Raw genomic sequence first — 18,562 nt, forward strand, 5'->3', positions numbered from 1 at the left:
CCTCCTTATATGTTCTATAAGGAGATTATTTCATATGAAAGTCAATTTTTAGAAAAGTTCCAACTATTTTTTTATGTTTATTGTAACGATTGCACCGTGATTGGGGGTATTTTCCAAATATAAACCGCCTCCCAGTTTTTCACAAAGTATTTTACTGATAGAAAGCCCAATACCAAAATTTCCGCCATTCACAGGAGAACTGTAAAAGAAAGACGTTGCAGAGTTTAGTTCTTCCGTTGTAAATCCAATCCCATCGTCTTGTACCTGAAAAGAAAAACAATCTTTTGTTTCCTCTATTGTCAATATGATTTTATCAACAGAAAAACGGAGTGCATTATCAAAAATGTTTTCCATAACTTTTAATAACATATCCTTATCCGTTTCAATGAGCAAAGTTTTAGATAAATCATGTGTTTCAAGCCGTTTGTTATGTTCCGTCGCAAGTATAGAAAATTCTCTTGTGATATCTGTAATCAGTTCTTTGAAATCATAAAATTCTTTTCTGATTTCAATATCTTCCATTTTCTGTATATCTCTGACACACTCCACATATCTTTCTAATCTATTCACTGCTCCTGTCATGTTTTTGACTGTTGTTTGTAAAACTTCGCTTGTAAGACTCTCTCTCTCGATTGATTTCTCTAAATAATCCAGATAACCGTTGATTACAGTAATCGGCGTTCTTAAATCATGGGAAATAGAAGCCGTCAAAGTCTTTCTTTCCTGGAGCATATCCCACGTTTTTCGATTACTTTTATAAATCTCATTTTTCATAAATTCAAACGTGTCACATAATTCACCCAGTTCATCATCAGACGTGTATTGTAACTGAAAATCCAAGTCTTGTTCTGAAATATGAGATATCCCATTTTTTAGATTTTCAAGAGGTGCTTGTAACTTTAACTTGTAATACAATTTTGCAACCAATACAGAAGCGGCTATGACATAGAGAACAGGTAATACTGCCATAAAGATTGTCACGATCCAATAATAGATCTTGTTTTCTTTTGAGAGTTCACCATGTGTATATTCTCGTGGAATGACGGTAATCTCATTATTTGTTTGATATTCACTTGTGTAATCAGTGACTACAATCGGTCTGGTATCTAATATTTTCTGCCGGATATTTGAAAATGTTAATACAGTAATAATTGAAAATACACTTACAACACCAAGACAAATCAGAGCTAACAACACCAGTGATTTTTTTAGTGACATTTTTTGAAATACTTTTTTTATTTTATCCATTTATACCCGACTCCCCATACTGTGGAAATATAGGATTTATCTGTAAATTCAGCAAACTTCAATCTTATTTTTCGTATATGCTCTTTGATAACCGTACTGTCACCGTTGCCATCAATGCCCCAGATGATTTCATATATCTTTTCTCTGTCAAAGACCTGACCTGCATTTATTGACAATAACTTTATAATTTCAAATTCTTTGTTTGATAATTCAACCCGATTGCCTTTAATAAAGAGGCTTCTATCTGAGTAATCAATCATTAACTCTTCTGAAAATTTGCCTTTTGTCTTATTATGATTTCTTTTTTCACGCCGTAAATGCGCTGAAATTCTTGCTAATAATTCATTTATAGAAAAAGGCTTTGTAATATAATCATCTCCACCAACCATAAGCCCGTTTATCTTGTCCTGTTCGGATACCCTTGCAGTGAGAAAGAGTATAGGGCATGATACAAAATTCCGAATGGATGAGCATAAATCAAATCCGTTCATGCCCGCCATATTAATATCTAGTAAAATAATATCTGGACTATGAGATAATTTATCCAGTGCCTCTTTTGCGTTGATTGCGGAATAGACAATGTAACCTTCCAGTTCTAATTGTAACTTTAATATATCCAGTATAGATTGTTCATCATCAACGATTAGTATTTTATATTTTTCACCCACTACATTCACTCCTTATTTGACAATTCGACTATATAGGACTTATAACATATGAAAGTCAATTTTTAGTCAAATGTCGAACATATTATTTCTTTAATAATTATAGCAACAATCCTTGTATAGTGGTATCTTTTTAATCATTGTAAAATTTTACCTACGGCTTAATAACCGAATCATCTTTTGGAATAGAAATCCTAATAAAACATGACAGTTTTGTTAAGTTATCTTACATCAATCAATTTTGTATTATAAACGGATTAAATAATATATTGGTATGCTTATTGGTTTTATACTTAGCAAGCAGGTAATCATGGGTTGTTTTATCAATATCCTTAACTATGTGAAACTCCTGTTTCCCATTTTGAAATCGTTTTGTCCGAGACCCCCAGTTTCTCTGCCAGCCGGGCTTGCGTCATATTTTTCTCTTTCCGTTTTTTAGCCATAAAATTTCCAATCATGATCTGATCCATAAGTAAACTCCTTTTCTATCTGAATGACCCTATTCTAAAATATCAGCCTCAATAATAACACCCCTCCAAAGGAGAATTTGGGTTGAAAAGGGGATTTCTTTATTATAGACAGCGGCTTTTGATGCTTATATCCGTACCTGATTTATTCTTACTCATATTTCTCAATTACTTCACGACCAATTTGAGTAACTAGGATATTGGCCGATGATGTTTCAGCTGGCCGTTCATTGCTATTATATAAAATAGCTTCTGTACTATCTAATGGATATTTTCCCCAAATGGCACTGCATGGTACATACCAGTTATCATCTTCCGAATAGTCTAGGAAAAGCATATACTCTTTTCCGATGCCCATTTTCTTATAACCAGCAACATGATATATTACATTCTTTTCCGCATCATAAGCTTCATTTTCGAAGATGGAGATTGTACTGCCTATTTTAATATCCTGATTACTTTCGTCTTTATATATATTGCTAATCTTTACATTACCAATCATACCCACAAAATAGACATTCCCCTGCCCATCACGCCAGATGACTGGTTCCTCTTCACTCACTTTTTCTGCTTTAACAATAATTCCAATGCTATTTTCTATAGCTTCTAAAGAGTGGTATTCATCAACTTTCGCTTCTACACTCATGTCCATCGGCGCCTCTTCGAACGTTTTATTTTTTTGTGCAATAGGATATACAACATATGCCCAAATGAGCAAAAGTACCACTACGATTATTCCTGCAGTCAGCATTCCTTTTTTCATTCAGTTCCCCTCTTGCTATTTCTATAAGTGCATATACATCGTAATTCTTCTCAACATAATACTCTGTAATGCTCTGTTTATAAATAGAATCACTTATTTTATGCGATATTTTTCAAACGCCTTTTCTCTATCCCAATGTACATCCTTACAAAACAAAACCAGCCAAATAATATATGCCACAATTGCAAGATATTGTGTAATGAACACTGAAACTATCGCCCCAGCCAACATGACCGCGGACCATATGAAGCAGGAATTTCTTATATCCCGGGCAATATATGCCTTATCATACAGCATCTGCTCTTCTTTCGAGAACATATTGAATCCAGAAACAAACTTTGCAGATTTTTCTTTGAATATAGCAAACAGTAAACCGATTACAACAAAAGCAGGCACCATGACAATGCAGCACCAGAAACCAATATTTGTAATAATATTATCTAAAGCCATAATTCCCCTCCCGGACAGATTTTCTATTGTCTTCATAATAATCAAAGCTGTAGATTAGGCCAATTAAATAATCGCCATATTAAACCGATACAGCTTCATCCACACTGATTTTATCCATTTTATACTTCCAGTGATAAACCACGGGCTCACGATTGACCTCGTCAAAGTACTTGTAAATTCGTTCTGTCAGTTCCTGCTTGGTGTTAACACGAATTCCCCTAAGCATCTGTTTCGTCATCTTACTGAAAAAGCTTTTACATCAATTTCACACATCCACATAGGCTTTATCTACATCATGTTCTTATCAATGTAATCAAAATAGGTGGTTCTATTCACTTTTTCTGTATTGCTTTTATACCATTCAAATGACTCTTCTAATCCTGCTGACATCGGTTTTACTTCCTGCATAAGTTTATATTGTTCAGAAACATCAAGATAATATTCGTAGTTATCAAAGCAGAAATACTTCCTTTGTTCCATATCTCCATAGACATATTCGAATTCGGCTTGACTTCCAACAATACGATAACAAAGTTCAACCCATTCACGAATTGATATAGTGTCTCTATTTCCTACATTAAAAATATGTTGAGAGGGTTTATATCTTAATAGTATGTCTATAAATCTGCATAAATCATGAACATGAAAAAACTGTAACCTCATTTCACCATCTTTTGGTAAATAAAACTTTCTACCTGCCAAAGCACAGTCAAATACAAATGCTTCTCGATATACATTGTTCATTGGACCATATAAATATGGTGGTCTGAGAATGTATGCATTTGGATTTCTTTGCAACAAAGCCGCTTCTGCATCAATTTTATCAGTTCCATAACTGCCACAATATTTATTAAAAGCTAATAGAGAATCTTCTTTAAAAGGCTGCATGGTATTCTCTGAATAGACAGCACCTGAGCTGATTAAAATATAATCTTCATAACTGCCTAAAGCATCTAGTAACTTTTCAACATCATTGGAAGTATATGCCGTATCAATAACAATATCAAAATGATAATCACGAAGAACATCACCTAAATCATGTCTGTCTGCCTGGATAAGTTTTACCCCTCTTGATTGTTCCTTACTATTTCTATTAAGTACATATACATCGTAATTCTTCTCAACATAATACTCTGCAATATATCTGCTTATAAATACTGTTCCACCAGTTACAAGTATCGTTTTCATACTCTCCTCCGTCTCCTTGAATAACTATCTTGCTTTTAAGTCCATATTTACCTCAAATGTACATCCACCTGTCCACCAACTAATGCTCTAAATACCCAAGTTGGGAATCACTCATTTAGGGGATTTTAGGCTGAAAAGAAGGCAGCTTTTACTATGAGCCACAATATGAGTATCCATATCATAACTATCGGTATTGCATAGTACCAGTGTCTGGGTCTTCCATCCTGCCACATTCCCCTGGAGGCTTTTCTGTATTTCTCAAAGGTTTCTTTTGGTATCATCTTAATTATCAGTGCAATTAATGCAGGAATAATTATAATATCATCAAGATACCCCAAAACTGGAATACAATCAGGGATCAAATCAATTGGCGAAAGTGCATACCCTATTGTTATTCCAGCCAATCTTTTTACGGCAAACGGAGTTTCCCGGTCTTTCAGACACAAAAATACGGCCGGGATATCTGTTTTCAATTCCGCTGCTTTTTCACTCAATTTCATATATATTCCCCTTCAAATTATAAAGCTATACTATTGATAAGTGTTCTTGAATCATTTGCGCTTACTTGCTTTCTCTGCGAATCCGAATCAATTCGAGTGTATCCTCATAGATCTGGTTTTTCTCTTTTAGATCAATCATAAGCCACCTCTGGCCGTTTCCTTCCTTTGTCGTATGATAGATTTCCTGTATTTCTTCTGATAGCTGTGGTAATATATTTTCGACGCTCTCCTTCTCCTTATTACCAACAACGACTAAAACTGTAAAATATTGTTCCTTGGGATAGATTACGCACAGGCCTTTTCCTGCTTTTCTTAGCTTTATATTCCATCCGCGGGCCCAGACATCCTTGCTATATTCAATTTTGCATAATGCTTTATATTCCTTTTGCATATACTGATAAAACTGTCCAAACAAAGGATTTCCTATATACTCACTTATTTCATGTATATCTGGCGTATAATCAATGTTTTTTATGTCTATCATAACGGTGTCTCTCTCCATTATTTCCCCAAATTCTCTTCTTTCCTAAAAAATGCCGATTCTAACAGCCGATACTCTTCCTCTATACATACATCCAGACATTTTGCTTTATAGAGATCCGAACGTCTCAGCATACTGCATATTTTTTCGCATGGATAATCCGGGCATTGATTACATTTATCAACCTCATGCTCTTTTATACAATCGACCAGCTGGTATGCACACTGCTTATGTGAGGAACATCCTGTGCATTTTATTTCTTCATTTGATACAACGTGGTCTCTCCATCCAACTTTGTGCCATAACTCGGCAGCCTTTTGCAGAGCCTCGTCTGTTTTGGCAAGATACCTTGGGCAGCATAGACAATTGTCTCCGCATAATGTGAACTTTCTAGTGTATGTAACATAGGTATAAGGGATATCCCCCTCAAAATATTGATTGATTTCTTTCTCAAATAATTCCTCGTCAAACTCTGGAAAATACGTATCCCCTTCAACTTCAAGGTCAATTTCCGTAATATACATCTTGTCTGCTAAAGGCAGAGCCTCCTCATAGAGCCTGGCACCTCCAGAGATATAGATATCCTTTCCTTCTGCCATAATAAGTGCTTCATCTAACGATTTAGCTGTCATACAATTCTCTGCATCAAAGTTTTTAGACGCAGATATCACAATTGTTGTTCTATTGGGAAGCGGTCTTTCTATTTCCTCATAAGAACGTCTGCCCATAATCACGACATTTCCAGTTGTCAGCTCTTTGAAACGTTGCTGCTCTCCTTTGATTTTCCAGGGAATGCGGCCCTTGTTCCCTATGACACGATTTTTAGCATATGCAACAACTATATTGATCATTTTTCCTCCACTCAGAACGCTCATGGTATTTTCATACTAATTTTTATTTAAGAAAAGTTTACAGATAATAATGTCTGAACATCTCCTAATCATAACAACCCCATGTTTATAAACTTGCTTATAGGTAAAGTATAACATGGGTCAATTTTAACATTCAATCAAAAAGGCATATGACGTTTTTTACATATGCCTGTAGATTATATATTTTCTTCTTATCTATAAATTGAAATTTATTTCTATTTTTTCATGTACTCGGACTTTACTTTGTCTATTGTTTTCCCACCAATACCAAAATTTTTATCTGGTAATTCTTTAATCGTGATTGAGAAAAATTCTTGTGGTACATGCATTATTTCAGATGATACTTCTGTTAAACGACTAATTAAATTTTCTTTTTGTTCATCTGATAAAACTCCGCTTTCGATTGTTATATATGGCATTTTAATCCTCCTTTCAAATAATGGGACACCGATTATAGTAGTTCCATTATACAGTGCCTTCCTGACAATTACCAGTACTTCATACACTCAGATTACGATGAACACCACACACTCTGCCACTAAAACTCCACCCATTATACAGATGACCCACGGTGCCGTCCCCACCAGCACTGCGGACAGGAGCATCACCGCTGGCACCACATATTTCCTTGGATGGTGCCACAGGTCACTCTCGATTTTCCAATGGCGAAGAGGCCGGAACCATTCCAGGAGGACAGAACCAATGGCACTCTGCAGTGCAAAGATGACTGCGCATAAGATGGTCTCACTGCTTATTTCTCCCCCCTGAATCTTCCAGCTGCATATAAAGATCAGATCTGCCAGGATATTAGAAGTAAAAATGAAAAGGCAATATGGAATACAAAAATGCTTCCTCTGCCCCGGCAGAAAGCGCACCGCCTGTTCCAGGGCCGGATCACAGGAAAGCAGAATACATAAAGGGGTATTCAGAGAAAGGATAGCAAACCCCATGGGCAGGACAGACAGCCCGTTCATCTGTCGGAAAAAGACTGGAAGCAGACAGGCTATAACGCACATTGCTACTGTATTGACCAGGTAATTTTTATGGTCCGTCATATATCTGAAGAAATATTTCCATATAAAATGTCTGCGTCCAGCTTTCCAGCGCTGTCCCGCAATATGCTTTTCTGCGTAAAAACAATAAACATCTGCGCCTTTCAGACAGTAGAACAGACATGCCGCCGTCAGAACTGCCGCCAGAGCACATAGGATGCTCCAGATGATTTCTACAGCCCCCATCTTCGAAATGGAAAATACAACTGCCAGCAGGATGCATGTCTTGGTCACCAGTGTATAACATCCCAATGCCCCAATATACGCGCATATGAACTTCTTGCTTTCAAATGGGAGCATCATCATGTTTTTCAGATATGCCCTGTTGTCAATAGAGGACAGAGCCTGCCACATTACACCTGCAGTAAATGTGGCAGTCATCAGGTACAATATAAGAGGTGCGATTTGAATCTGTATACTGGAAATCGAAAGAGCCCAGAAAATGATAAGGCTGCCTATAAGTGACCTTAAGATCCGCTCATATTTCACACCAAACAGTTTTTTTGCAAATACGTTATACATGTTTTTCATCATGCAGCGCCTCCCGAATCTGTGCAGCCTCTATGTCCTTGTGTTCAAAACATTTACTGATCTTCCCGCCCTCTAACACCAGCACCCGGTCACAGGTAAGCGTAATGCTCTCTAAAATGTGGGAGGAAAATAGGATTGTTCCATACTTCTTATAATCTGCAATCAGTTGATACAGAAACTCCGTACTCGTAAAATCCAGCCCGTTGACCGGTTCATCTAACAAAAGCAGCTCAGGCTTTAATGCAAATGCTGTGATCAGATATGCCTTTTTCTTATTTCCCGTTGACAAATCTTTCAGGAGCATATCTGTATACTCTTCAAAATGAAAACCCGAAATAAGCTCTGAAACATCACACTTTTCTCTGTGATAAGCACAAAATACATAGGACAGATATTCCCGGAATGTAAAATACTGAAAAGAATGATCCTCATCAAAAACGGTATAACGGCGGAGTTTAAAATCTTTATCCCGAAATTTTACAGGACTTACGTTCATCCAGATTCCATCGACCTTATACTGCCCCATCAGACCGGAAAGAATATTGATAAATGTGGTCTTTCCAGCGCCATTTAGGCCAATCAGCCCCACGGATTCATGAGATTTCAAATCGATAGAAAGACCATCCAGGACCGTTTTTTCCCGGCTGTACCATGCCCGCAGATTTTTGACTGTTAATAAAGACGCTTCCATACAAAGTTCCTCCTTTCCGGTATCTTCACCGCTTGTTGAGTCATAGCGGCACTGTGTTTTCATTATGATTTTCGGGGACTATTTCCCTTTACCATTCTGTTCTGTCTTCCACGTTGCATAGGCTGAATATAGGAATACAACGCCAACAACAGCGTAGAGACCAGCCATTGGAAGCATACCGGAAATACCAGATACCATTGCAACAATCAGCCAGACCAAACCTAAAATACTTCGAATATGTACGTGACGCATATCCATACCTCCTTCTATTTACTGTTCTTTGTTTGTTGTTGTCTTTATCATAACTAAAAAAAATGACCAAAACAGAAATGTCCGCAAACGGCAGGTTTTTGTCCACGAAAAACCGCAGGGGTCCATGAAACCGGATTTCCTGCGGTAAAGAAAGCTTTTATGCCGATACTATTCTTTTGTTACTCCATGATAAGACAGTGTCGCCACTGCTCTGAACAGACCGTCTTCATAATCGGTACTCACGGTGCCATCATACTTTGCGGCGGCCGCCTGTGCACTTTTCAGGCCCCATCCATGCAGTCCTTTCTGAGTTTTAGTTGTCTTTAACTGACCATGCTCTGCCTGAATTGTTTCTGCAAAATGGTTTTCTACTTTAATGACCAGCATCTGATGGATGCGCCGTATTGTGAGGGAAATTGTCCGCTGCTCAGGAGGATTAACCTTCTCCGCTGCTTCCAGCGCGTTGTCCAGCAGATTTCCAAGGATGGCACTGAGGTCAGCACTGCGGATATTGGTGTGTCTTGGAAATTCCACCTCTGCCTGCAGACTGATCTGCCGGTCAGCCGCAGCAGCCATCTTACTGTTGATCAGATAATCGATGGTCTCATCCCCAGTCCATACAGTATCTGTCATCTCACGCAAAGGCTCCTGCAGCTCGTCCAGATATGCTGCAGCCTCCTGATACTTTTCGTTTTTCAAAAATTGTCGCAGCACACCGATATGATTATGAAAATCATGAAAGAGCTTGGCATTTACCGAATACGCCTGATTTAATGTGGTGTAATCCCTCTCCAGGAGCTCAGCCTGCTCCGACTTCAGCCTTGCCAGCTCTTTTTCTGCCTCATACTGACGGCTGATATTCAGGACCAGCACCGCCATCATCAGAATGACAGACAGTATCATCCACATGAACATCGTATCCTCTGGAATATCCAGTACTGTTTGGCTGTTCAGAGTAATCACTGCGATAAAACCAGCCATAACTACGGAAGAAACCAGGCGGAATACTTCTTTGTAGGTCAGATCAGGATGTTTGAACACAAACAATGCCAAAACGGCCAGGAACAAATTTAACAGCCACCCTCCTGCCTGTCCAGATAAGGCTGTCTTATCCAGAAAAACTCCAGACCCCCAAGCAACTCCAAGACCTGCGGAAAGCAGAAACTCCCAGAAGGAAACTGCAATCTCATAAAAAATACTAATGCAAAGGCACATTCTGAGCTTTTCTTTCTGACTCTGTCCGGTACAAAATGCAATCACGAAAGCCATCAAGATTCCCTGGTAAAATGGTGTGATATTCATCAATCCTGTGCAGATTACAACTACTATTGTTCCCACAACGCAGAGAACGCCGGCTCTGAGACAGGGCTTTTCTAATTTCAGGCTTCGGCAGATGAGGAACAGACAGATTACGGAGCGCAGAACATAAGCTAAGATATCCAAAAACAGAATCATCCACTTTATCATATGTGTGCCCCCCAATACCCGTTGATCTGATTCTTCACATCCTGCAGATGAGACCGGCTGATGGGAAGCGATCCTCCTTCATCCAGGACTGCCATTGCATCCTTCACCTGCATAATATGTATGATATTGACGATGCAGCCCCGGTCAATAAAAATAAATTCCTCAGATGACAACTCCTCAAATACCTGCTGCAGAGTCTTACGCACTTTAGATTCCCCATGAACTGTCTGTATCCTTGCATATTTTCCATCACGTTCAATATAGAGGATTTCCTTGTAAGGAATCTTCTCGAGTCTTCTGGTGGTCTGAATCGTATAGACCTTTCCTTCCTCTAACTGAAGAAGTTTGACTGCATCTAAAACTGCGGTAGGAAGTCGTCTCTGAATATCATTCTTAGGTACATAACGGAAAATGGACAGTTCAAATGCATCGATTGCATACTCTATGTGGGAGGTAATAAAGATGATCTTCACATTCGGAAGATAGGGCTTGATTTTCTCTGCAAGTTCCATCCCGGTCTTCCCCGGCATCTCAATATCTAACAGAATCAGATCATAAAAAAGCTGATCCTCTGCGATATCCGAAAAAAGGTTGTCGCTCCTTGTATAGGCCGTAATTTTGCCGATAGCTCCTGCTTTCTTTAAACACTCTTCTGTAATCTTAATATTTGCGGAGACAACATCTCTCTCGTCATCACATACTGCTATCTTAAGCATCCTGTTATCACCTCTTCTTCCTTTCGCAACAATTAGCCAGAGGGCTTGCATCCTGTGCACTGCCTGCTGCTCATACTGCTTCCATATTGTCTTTCATTATAAGGCATTTTCCTCTTATACTCAACTTAAGAACGAGAATCCGCCATGCAAGCTCGATTTCGCGGCATTGCCGCTGCATCTCGCTTCGGCTAAACGCCGTATGGTAATTTTTGCACAGTTTGTGCTTAGTGAGCAAGCTCCCACGCATAAACTGTACAAAAATTACCGCATGGCTAAATAGTAACAAAATCTTCAGAAAGATTAAATCATTTTCCACAGTCTGATTCGTTACAGTTATATAGGGGACGCCCTTAGGAGGAATGAATCTTGACGCGTGAAGATGAATTAATACACAGAATTGAACAGGGAGATCCTGATGCAGTTGAGGAATTGGTAAAAATATATTATCCAGAAATCCTGCGTTATTGTCTTTGGCATGCTCCTGACCGTTCTCTTGCAGAGGACGCGGCACAGGAAACATTTTTTAAAGCAGTGCGCTATTTTAACCACTATGTCCACAAAGGAAAGTTCAAGGCATTTTTATATCAGATTGCTGCAAATACCTGTGTTGATATGCGGCGGAAAAGATGGCTTAGCGATTTTTCTTATGAGGAACTGGCACTTGATTTTGCCTGCGCTGAGACAGGATTCGAGGAAATCCATTCCAATCTGTTTTTAAAGCAGGTCGTCTGCCGCCTGCCTGATGACCTGCGTGAGATTGTAATCCTTAGGTTCGGACAGGACCTGACATTAAAGGAAATTGCAAATATCGTCGGTCTACCGCTTCGGACAGTACAATCAAGACTAAATTCGGCTTTAAAACGGCTGAGAAAAGAGTTTGAGAAGGGAGGATTTTATGAATCATAAAACATTTGAAATGCATCTGGAAGCAGCACTGCATCGTTCCACGGACATACCGGCGGATCAGACGCCGGGGCCTGATTTAATAAATTCCAGGAATCAGGGACATATGGATGCTGTAATTTGGGAACTGAAAAAAGAAGTTGTGAAAAAGCGCAGCAGAAAACGAATCGGATTTTCTGACTTTTTACTTTTACAAATAAAAATGACGGGATGGAAAATATGGTTGTTGCAGGGGATGATGTTCCTTGGATTTGTCTTCTTGATCACCGCAATATTGGGACCATATATCTGGCTGGATCATAGGTATACAACAAAACTGTTGTGTTACTTTTCCATCTTGATCTCCATGACTGCACTGCCCTTTCTCCACAGATCAGTCCATTATAAAATGCAGGAGGTGGAGGCAGCGACACGTTTTTCTTCCATGCGCCTGCTGCTGGCAAAAATGCTCCTCCTTGGAATCGGGGATGTTTTTCTGCTGAATATGGTCCTGATTACTGCAGCCTTAAGAACCTCTATTTATACAGGCAGCCTTGTATTATATCTGCTGTTCCCATTTTTACTGGCAAACGGCGGTGCATTGTTCCTGATTGGACATTTGAATGCTGGACATTTTTTACAGGGCAGTCTTGCATTCTATACACTATTGATTACGCTGGTCACTGTGGTGAGATATTTCTCCCCTGCATTTTTCCAGCAGACACTTTCGTCTGGCTGGCTGGCTGCATGTGCCGGGATGACTGTCTTCTGTATCTGGCAGTTACGGTATATTATATATCGCTCTTCCTATTCCGAAATGCAGCTAAACTGACGATAAAACATGATTATAAAAGAAAGGATGGCACAAATGGAATTATACGTAAACAATGTTTCGAAACAATTTAAAGATAAAAGAGCAGTGGATCACGTCACCCTGAACATCACGCCTGGTGTATGGGGATTATTGGGGGCGAACGGTGCCGGAAAGACCACCCTGATGCGCATGATCGCCGGAATCATGAAACCGACATCCGGGCGGATCGAGTACGACGGCATCCCCATCGACAGACTCAAGGATGAATACCGGGATATTTTCGGATATCTGCCCCAGGAATTCGGATTCTATCCGGAATTCACGGTAAAAAATTACCTGGAATATGTCTCTGCCTTAAAGGGGCTTACCGCCAAAGAAAGCAGACGGAGGATTTCCGATCTGTTGGAACAGTTAACCTTAACAAATGTATGTAACAAAAAAATTGCAAAACTGTCCGGTGGAATGAAACGGCGGGTAGGCATTGCCCAGGCACTGTTAAATGACCCGGAAGTCCTGATCCTGGATGAGCCGACCAGCGGCCTTGACCCGGCAGAGCGGGTACGCTTCCGAAACCTGCTTTCTGAATTTGCCAGGGACCATATCGTATTGATTTCCACGCACATTGTGCCCGATGTAGAATATATCGCTACCCGCAACGCTGTCATGAAAGATGGCAGGCTGATTTCCACAGGTACCACAGAGGAACTGGTTAAGCTTGTCGATGGAAAGGTCTGGAGCGCGATGATACCGACCAAATATCTGCCGGAATATGAACAGAAACTCAGAATCGTAAATCTGCGGAATGAGGGCGATGATCAGGTTTCCATCCGTTATCTCTCAGAGCGGCCGCGCACCGAGGATTCTGTCCCTGCTGTCCCGCGTCTGGAAGATTTATATTTATGGCTGTTCCCACAGGACACGTTAGAAAGAGAGGGATAACATTATGAGGATTTTAAAACTGGAATTAAAAAGAATCTTGACGACCAGGACAACATGGATCTTATTGGGAATTGCTTTAATCCTATCTGTGTGCATGGCCTATATTCCGACGACCTTTTACGCAAGTGAATATACCGATGAGAATGGAAATCAGGTCAGGCTGTCAGGGCTTAAGGCCTTTCAGTATCAGAAGTCACAGAAGGCTGGTCTGGAAGGAGAAGTAACCCCCAAAAAAGTCCGGGATGCTCTGGAGGCATACCAGAATTGTTTGAATGAGTATGGGGTAAAGGACACTTATGACTTGCCGGAGGGTGTCTATGGAGAAAGAATTGCACCTTATACGTCGCTGATCCATGGGCTAAAGGAAGCCTTCGCTGACCCGAAGACAGGAATGGCGCCTTCTCTTATGGAAATCGACCTGGAAAAAGCAGAAGACTTTTATTCCAAATGTGACGAACGGATTGTCACCTTGATGGAAGCGGAACAAAGAGACCATCCCGCCGCCCAGGAAAAAGCGGTTTCCATGTATCATAAGGTGGAAAAGCCCTTTACCTTCTACCTTGCCGGGAGTGACTCAAATAGAATGGACTATCAACTGCTGCTTTCTTTCATGATCCTGCTTTTCTGTACCGTAATTGCTGCACCTGTCTTTTCCTCCGAGTATCAGACCGGGGCGGATGATATTCTGCGCTGCACGAAGCACGGGCGTGGACGGCTGGGCATGCTAAAGATCATCTCCGCCATGTGTATCTGCGGAACTGCATTCGCACTCTGTTCTGCTGTATATATTATCATCTCCAACTGCCTGTTTGGATGGGAAGCGGTCAAAACTTCCATACAGATGATTTTTTCCGCCATGAACCTGGCTGATATAAATATGGGACAATTGCAGACTGCCACAGCACTTGCCGGTCTGTTGTGTGTTCTGGCATCTGTCAGCCTGACCCTGTTTCTTTCCTCAAGGACAAAAAATATGGTCATGTCCATCGCCGTGTCACTGCTGTTCTGTTTTCTGCCGGTCATTATTTACGTCGCCATGCCAAATGACCTCGGGACATGGCTCAACTGCATCATTCCTACTGGTGGCTTAGGCATGCAGAGCAGTTTCCTCTATGCGATGGCTGATTTCGAGTTCCTGAATGTGGGGGATTTCGCCTTGTGGACGCCTGATGCATACCTATTCTTCGAAGCGGTGGCAATCCCGTTGCTTATTGGATTGACGATTCATTCATATTCTACACATAAGATAAAATAGGGGGGGATCCAAAAAAGTAAAATAAAGACAGCGAATCTAATCTGTGCCTCTATATGGGGGCGATAAGATTCGCTGTCTCTATTTTAGGAATATCGCGAACGATATATTGACGAACATAATATCTCATAGATTCCTCGTATACCTTATTCTTCTCGCTGATTTCTATCCTCCAGCTGATAAAGATACACATCTTCCATCCCCGGCACGACTTCCCGATACTCATACTCTCCCGGCACCTCATCCGATAGGATCCTCACAACCACATTTTCCCCGGACCGATAGATGTTGCTGACCCGGTATTCCTGTTTTACCTGCTTCAGCTTTTCTGAGGGAATGCTCACTTCGAACACCTTCCCAGCTATTTTCTTCTGTAATTCCTCCGATGGCGCCATATCCAGCAGCCTGCCGTCCTTCATAAGAAGGATTTCTTTTGATATAAATTCAATATCCGAGACAACATGAGTTGCAATCAGAATGATCTTATCCCGACTTAAGTCCGCGATAAAGTTCCTGAGCCTGATGCGTTCCCGCGGGTCCAGGCCGGCAGTCGGCTCGTCCAGTATCAGAACCTTTGGATTATGCAGAAGCGCCTGGAGCAGCAGTACCCTCTGTTTCATGCCGCCGGATAATTCCTTTAGTTTTGTATAACGCATATCCTCTAAGTTCAACAGATGTAACAGTCTGGTCATATTTCCCAGGATCCGTTTTCTGCTCATGCCGCGCAGTGCACCGATATACAGTAGAAACTGCTGTACGGTAAAGGTATCATACAACTGTTGCTGCTGAGGCATATATCCCATGATTTCACGATATTTCTCTTTCATATCCAGGATTTCTTCCCCGTCCAGCAGAATTCGTCCACTGTCCCTCAGCAGATTATCCGTCAGTATGTTCATCAATGTGCTCTTGCCTGCACCATTTGGACCCAGAATCCCGTAGATTCCATTCTCAAATAGAGCGGTAAAATCTGACAGTGCCTGCTTTTCCCCATAGCTTTTATTCAGGTCCTCAATCCAAATCTCCATATGCTCTCCTACCTGCTTCCCCTGCACATCTTATAGAACTGCCTTATACAAAATGCAGGGAGTGCCAGAACAAATATCACGACATAACAAATTATAACAGCAGGACCACTTTGAAGCAGCCGCTGTGTTTCCAGTATTCCATTAAGCGTAAAAAAATGAATTTTGGCAAATCCATACCACTCCAAAATCAATGGGAAAATCACAAGTACTGATGATATAACCATTGTCATAACCGTATCCTTCACCCACATCGAGAGTGCCATGACCGCCAGAATTACAATCATCATTCCCAGAAACTGCCCTGCCTGGATGAAGAGAACATATTCTGCTATCGAGAAATCCCCTGTTATCCAGGACATTGCACTGATTGATTGTATCCTTACATTCCACATATTCATGGGATACCGCTTCTCAATTTCCAGAAATACAGGAATCCGAATTAATACCGCTGTCACGACTGCAAAGAGGCCGGCTGTTAACAGCTTGTTTCCAAGCAGGCTTAAGCGCCCCCGGCTGGTACTGCGCAGCAGTTTCATGACCTTTAAGTCATATTCTCCTCCCAGTGTGACGGAAGCTGCATAGACGGCCGCGATGACACACAGCAGAATCATACTGATTGTATAGCCGGGAGCTGCTTCTCCCAACAGAATCTCATAACCCGTCCCGTAGAGTAATGGCAGGCCTTTGTCAGGATTCTTCTGGTTCCATTCCTGCACATACTCTGCCTGCTGGTATGCCTTCATAAATCCGGAGTAAGTATACATGGCATTGCTCTGTTTTGTCCGTATTTCATCTTCTGTCAAATCACTGCTTTCCGGTGTCATGTGGAAAATACTTTCATATTCCGTCTTTTTATCCTCGAAGTACTGCATTTTTTCTACTGTCAGTCTTCCCTCCTGCTCCAACAGAAAAGAGCGGTAAGTATCCTCCACAAAATCAAATTCTCCAATCCGTCCCCTGCTTAAAAGAACTGCACCACCCAGCAACAGGAAAGCCAGCCACACCGCTTTCTGGCCAATACACAATTTCCAAAGTTCACAGAAAGGCAGTGCGGGCACAATCGTTTTCTGTATTCTGAACCTTTGAAACAGACCACCTTGCTCTTGTTCAGCCCTCTCCCTGGCAGTCCGGCAGAACCGCCTCTGATTTCCTGCATATAACCCAAAAGCTGTTATCAGAATCACTACTGCAAATATGAAAACCGCATTGACCGGATAGTCAAAAAAGTTCAGATTGTGATATTTTTCCACCAGAGGATACACCTTGATGTATTCTGCCAGATTGACAGATCGAAAGAAGTCCAGATAAGAATGTTCCGGCAGAAAGGCTGTCAGTCCATATTGGACCACCCCGAAACCAACTGTCGCAGCCAGGAAGCCTGCAGAACTCTTTACAGACTGTGCCAGAAGCATCGTCAGCAGCGAAATCACAAAGCATACGAGAAATTTTGCCAGCAGATAGACAAGAAGGTATGCACCCACTGTCATTCTATAGGGGCTTTCATAAAACATGGTCACAGATTGGACTGGCCTTGATAAATCGCCGAATCCATACTTCGCAAAACCATAAAGAAAATCCGTACCATAATAAAGCACAACCAGAAAACAGGTGACCACAGCTGCGCTTTGAAGCTTTGCTCTGATTAAGTTCTTCCGTCCCCGGCTGGTTGATCTTAAAAGGATATTCAGCCTGTTTTTCCGTTCCTGAAACACCAGAAAGTACGACAAGGCTATCACAGCAAAGAGCATGCACAGGTCTGTAAATTCTGCTCTGGAAGCAGTTTCTACTCCCTCTGACACCTCCGCCTTTAATTCCAGTCCACGCAGCTTTTCAAACACTGCCGGAGTTTTCCGGGCATTCCTGTAAGCAAAAGTGTGCTCATTGGAAAAGATTACGACTGTCATCTGGTCTGCTTTTTCCTGCATCTCATCCAGATACTCCTCGTACTTCTGGATCTGCTGAAACTCTGACTCCATCCCTTTTAACAGTTCTATCTCCGCAAAAGAGTTCCCCGTATATTCCGGTTCTCTTCCGACCTTTTCCTTCTTCTCCGCCAGCCATGCTTCCTGTTCCTGCACAGGTACGTTTGAGAAATCCTGATATGCAGCCCTGACACTCTCCGCCGCTGGGAAATCCGTTCTCACCCTTTCACGGATCGTCCAGAGATTCAAAAGGAACAGAAGGCTGCAGAAACACCAAAAGAAACGGTTCCCGGCCAGTTTCTTAAGCTCGAACTTTAAAAGCTCCAATCTCCTGCCCCCTTTCTGACTCATAACGGAATTTAGCATTTTTCTTTCCAGGCAG

Annotated in this window: 19 protein-coding genes and 4 pseudogenes; 4 read left to right on the top strand and 19 right to left on the bottom strand. The window is 41.1% G+C overall.

Going from position 1 to position 18,562, the window contains the following annotated elements; genetic code table 11:
- Positions 1-63 precede the first annotated feature (63 nt).
- From HGO97_RS15390 to HGO97_RS15465, 17 genes and pseudogenes are all read right to left on the bottom strand, one after another.
- Positions 64-1,248: a HAMP domain-containing sensor histidine kinase gene (locus HGO97_RS15390; protein WP_216243451.1), complete on the bottom strand. Its 1,185-nt coding sequence runs from the start codon at positions 1,246-1,248 to the stop codon at positions 64-66.
- Positions 1,236-1,916 carry a response regulator transcription factor gene (locus tag HGO97_RS15395; protein WP_216243453.1) on the bottom strand — a complete coding sequence of 227 codons (681 nt, stop codon included), beginning with the start codon at positions 1,914-1,916 and terminating at the stop codon, positions 1,236-1,238. The genes HGO97_RS15390 and HGO97_RS15395 overlap by 13 nt, the downstream gene beginning before the upstream one ends.
- Positions 1,917-2,254: 338 nt before the next feature.
- A pseudogene (locus HGO97_RS15400) lies at positions 2,255-2,383 on the bottom strand (helix-turn-helix domain-containing protein); the annotation flags it as partial.
- A 148-nt stretch (positions 2,384-2,531) separates the two neighbouring features.
- Positions 2,532-3,143, bottom strand: a complete 612-nt coding sequence (locus tag HGO97_RS15405; RefSeq protein ID WP_216243457.1) for a hypothetical protein — start codon at positions 3,141-3,143, stop codon at positions 2,532-2,534.
- 93 nt (positions 3,144-3,236) lie between these two features.
- Positions 3,237-3,593 (bottom strand): DUF3784 domain-containing protein, encoded by a 357-nt coding sequence (locus HGO97_RS15410; RefSeq protein ID WP_216243459.1) that lies wholly within the window; start codon positions 3,591-3,593, stop codon positions 3,237-3,239.
- 79 nt (positions 3,594-3,672) lie between these two features.
- Positions 3,673-3,849 (bottom strand): annotated as a pseudogene (locus tag HGO97_RS15415) (IS630 family transposase); the annotation flags it as partial.
- A 32-nt stretch (positions 3,850-3,881) separates the two neighbouring features.
- Positions 3,882-4,781: an NAD-dependent epimerase/dehydratase family protein gene (locus HGO97_RS15420; RefSeq protein WP_216243461.1), complete on the bottom strand. Its 900-nt coding sequence runs from the start codon at positions 4,779-4,781 to the stop codon at positions 3,882-3,884.
- 125 nt (positions 4,782-4,906) lie between these two features.
- Positions 4,907-5,281 (bottom strand): YkvA family protein, encoded by a 375-nt coding sequence (locus HGO97_RS15425; protein ID WP_216243463.1) that lies wholly within the window; start codon positions 5,279-5,281, stop codon positions 4,907-4,909.
- Between the two features lie 61 nt (positions 5,282-5,342).
- Positions 5,343-5,765, bottom strand: a complete 423-nt coding sequence (locus HGO97_RS15430) for a DUF3788 domain-containing protein (protein WP_216243465.1) — start codon at positions 5,763-5,765, stop codon at positions 5,343-5,345.
- A 17-nt stretch (positions 5,766-5,782) separates the two neighbouring features.
- A pseudogene (locus HGO97_RS24535) lies at positions 5,783-6,133 on the bottom strand (DUF3795 domain-containing protein); the annotation flags it as partial.
- A gap of 15 nt (positions 6,134-6,148) precedes the next feature.
- Positions 6,149-6,613 (bottom strand): annotated as a pseudogene (locus HGO97_RS24540) (dihydrofolate reductase); the annotation flags it as partial.
- Positions 6,614-6,849: 236 nt separating this feature from the next.
- Positions 6,850-7,053: a 4-oxalocrotonate tautomerase DmpI gene (gene dmpI, locus HGO97_RS15440; RefSeq protein ID WP_216243469.1), complete on the bottom strand. Its 204-nt coding sequence runs from the start codon at positions 7,051-7,053 to the stop codon at positions 6,850-6,852.
- A gap of 87 nt (positions 7,054-7,140) precedes the next feature.
- Positions 7,141-8,220, bottom strand: a complete 1,080-nt coding sequence (locus HGO97_RS15445) for a hypothetical protein (protein WP_216243471.1) — start codon at positions 8,218-8,220, stop codon at positions 7,141-7,143.
- Positions 8,201-8,908 carry an ATP-binding cassette domain-containing protein gene (locus tag HGO97_RS15450; protein WP_216243473.1) on the bottom strand — a complete coding sequence of 236 codons (708 nt, stop codon included), beginning with the start codon at positions 8,906-8,908 and terminating at the stop codon, positions 8,201-8,203. Before HGO97_RS15450 ends, HGO97_RS15445 begins: the two co-directional genes overlap by 20 nt.
- Before the next feature lie 78 nt (positions 8,909-8,986).
- On the bottom strand, positions 8,987-9,160 hold the full coding sequence (locus HGO97_RS15455; protein WP_216243483.1) for a hypothetical protein: 174 nt from the start codon (positions 9,158-9,160) through the stop codon (positions 8,987-8,989).
- 168 nt (positions 9,161-9,328) lie between these two features.
- A complete protein-coding gene (locus tag HGO97_RS15460) occupies positions 9,329-10,627 on the bottom strand; it encodes a sensor histidine kinase (protein ID WP_216243492.1) in 1,299 nt (432 codons plus the stop codon).
- Positions 10,624-11,343, bottom strand: a complete 720-nt coding sequence (locus HGO97_RS15465) for a LytR/AlgR family response regulator transcription factor (RefSeq protein ID WP_216243494.1) — start codon at positions 11,341-11,343, stop codon at positions 10,624-10,626. The genes HGO97_RS15460 and HGO97_RS15465 overlap by 4 nt, the downstream gene beginning before the upstream one ends.
- A gap of 366 nt (positions 11,344-11,709) precedes the next feature.
- On the opposite strand from HGO97_RS15465, the gene HGO97_RS15470 reads away from it, so the two are divergent.
- From HGO97_RS15470 to HGO97_RS15485, 4 genes are read left to right on the top strand one after another with little or no spacing between them, the layout of a single operon-like run.
- Positions 11,710-12,249 (top strand): RNA polymerase sigma factor, encoded by a 540-nt coding sequence (locus HGO97_RS15470; protein ID WP_216243496.1) that lies wholly within the window; start codon positions 11,710-11,712, stop codon positions 12,247-12,249.
- Positions 12,239-13,057 (top strand): hypothetical protein, encoded by an 819-nt coding sequence (locus HGO97_RS15475; protein WP_216243497.1) that lies wholly within the window; start codon positions 12,239-12,241, stop codon positions 13,055-13,057. Before HGO97_RS15470 ends, HGO97_RS15475 begins: the two co-directional genes overlap by 11 nt.
- A gap of 36 nt (positions 13,058-13,093) precedes the next feature.
- Positions 13,094-13,978 carry an ABC transporter ATP-binding protein gene (locus tag HGO97_RS15480; RefSeq protein WP_216243499.1) on the top strand — a complete coding sequence of 295 codons (885 nt, stop codon included), beginning with the start codon at positions 13,094-13,096 and terminating at the stop codon, positions 13,976-13,978.
- Between the two features lie 4 nt (positions 13,979-13,982).
- On the top strand, positions 13,983-15,233 hold the full coding sequence (locus HGO97_RS15485) for an ABC transporter permease (RefSeq protein ID WP_216243501.1): 1,251 nt from the start codon (positions 13,983-13,985) through the stop codon (positions 15,231-15,233).
- A 143-nt stretch (positions 15,234-15,376) separates the two neighbouring features.
- Here the strand turns inward: HGO97_RS15485 and HGO97_RS15490 are convergent, their stop codons facing one another.
- Complete coding sequence (locus HGO97_RS15490; RefSeq protein WP_216243503.1) at positions 15,377-16,258, bottom strand: ATP-binding cassette domain-containing protein; 882 nt, start codon at positions 16,256-16,258, stop codon at positions 15,377-15,379.
- Between the two features lie 8 nt (positions 16,259-16,266).
- Positions 16,267-18,531 carry an ABC transporter permease subunit gene (locus tag HGO97_RS15495; protein ID WP_216243504.1) on the bottom strand — a complete coding sequence of 755 codons (2,265 nt, stop codon included), beginning with the start codon at positions 18,529-18,531 and terminating at the stop codon, positions 16,267-16,269.
- Between the last annotated feature and the right edge of the window lie 31 nt (positions 18,532-18,562).

The organism is Faecalicatena faecalis (assembly GCF_012524165.2).
GTDB lineage: Bacteria > Bacillota > Clostridia > Lachnospirales > Lachnospiraceae > Faecalicatena_A > Faecalicatena_A faecalis.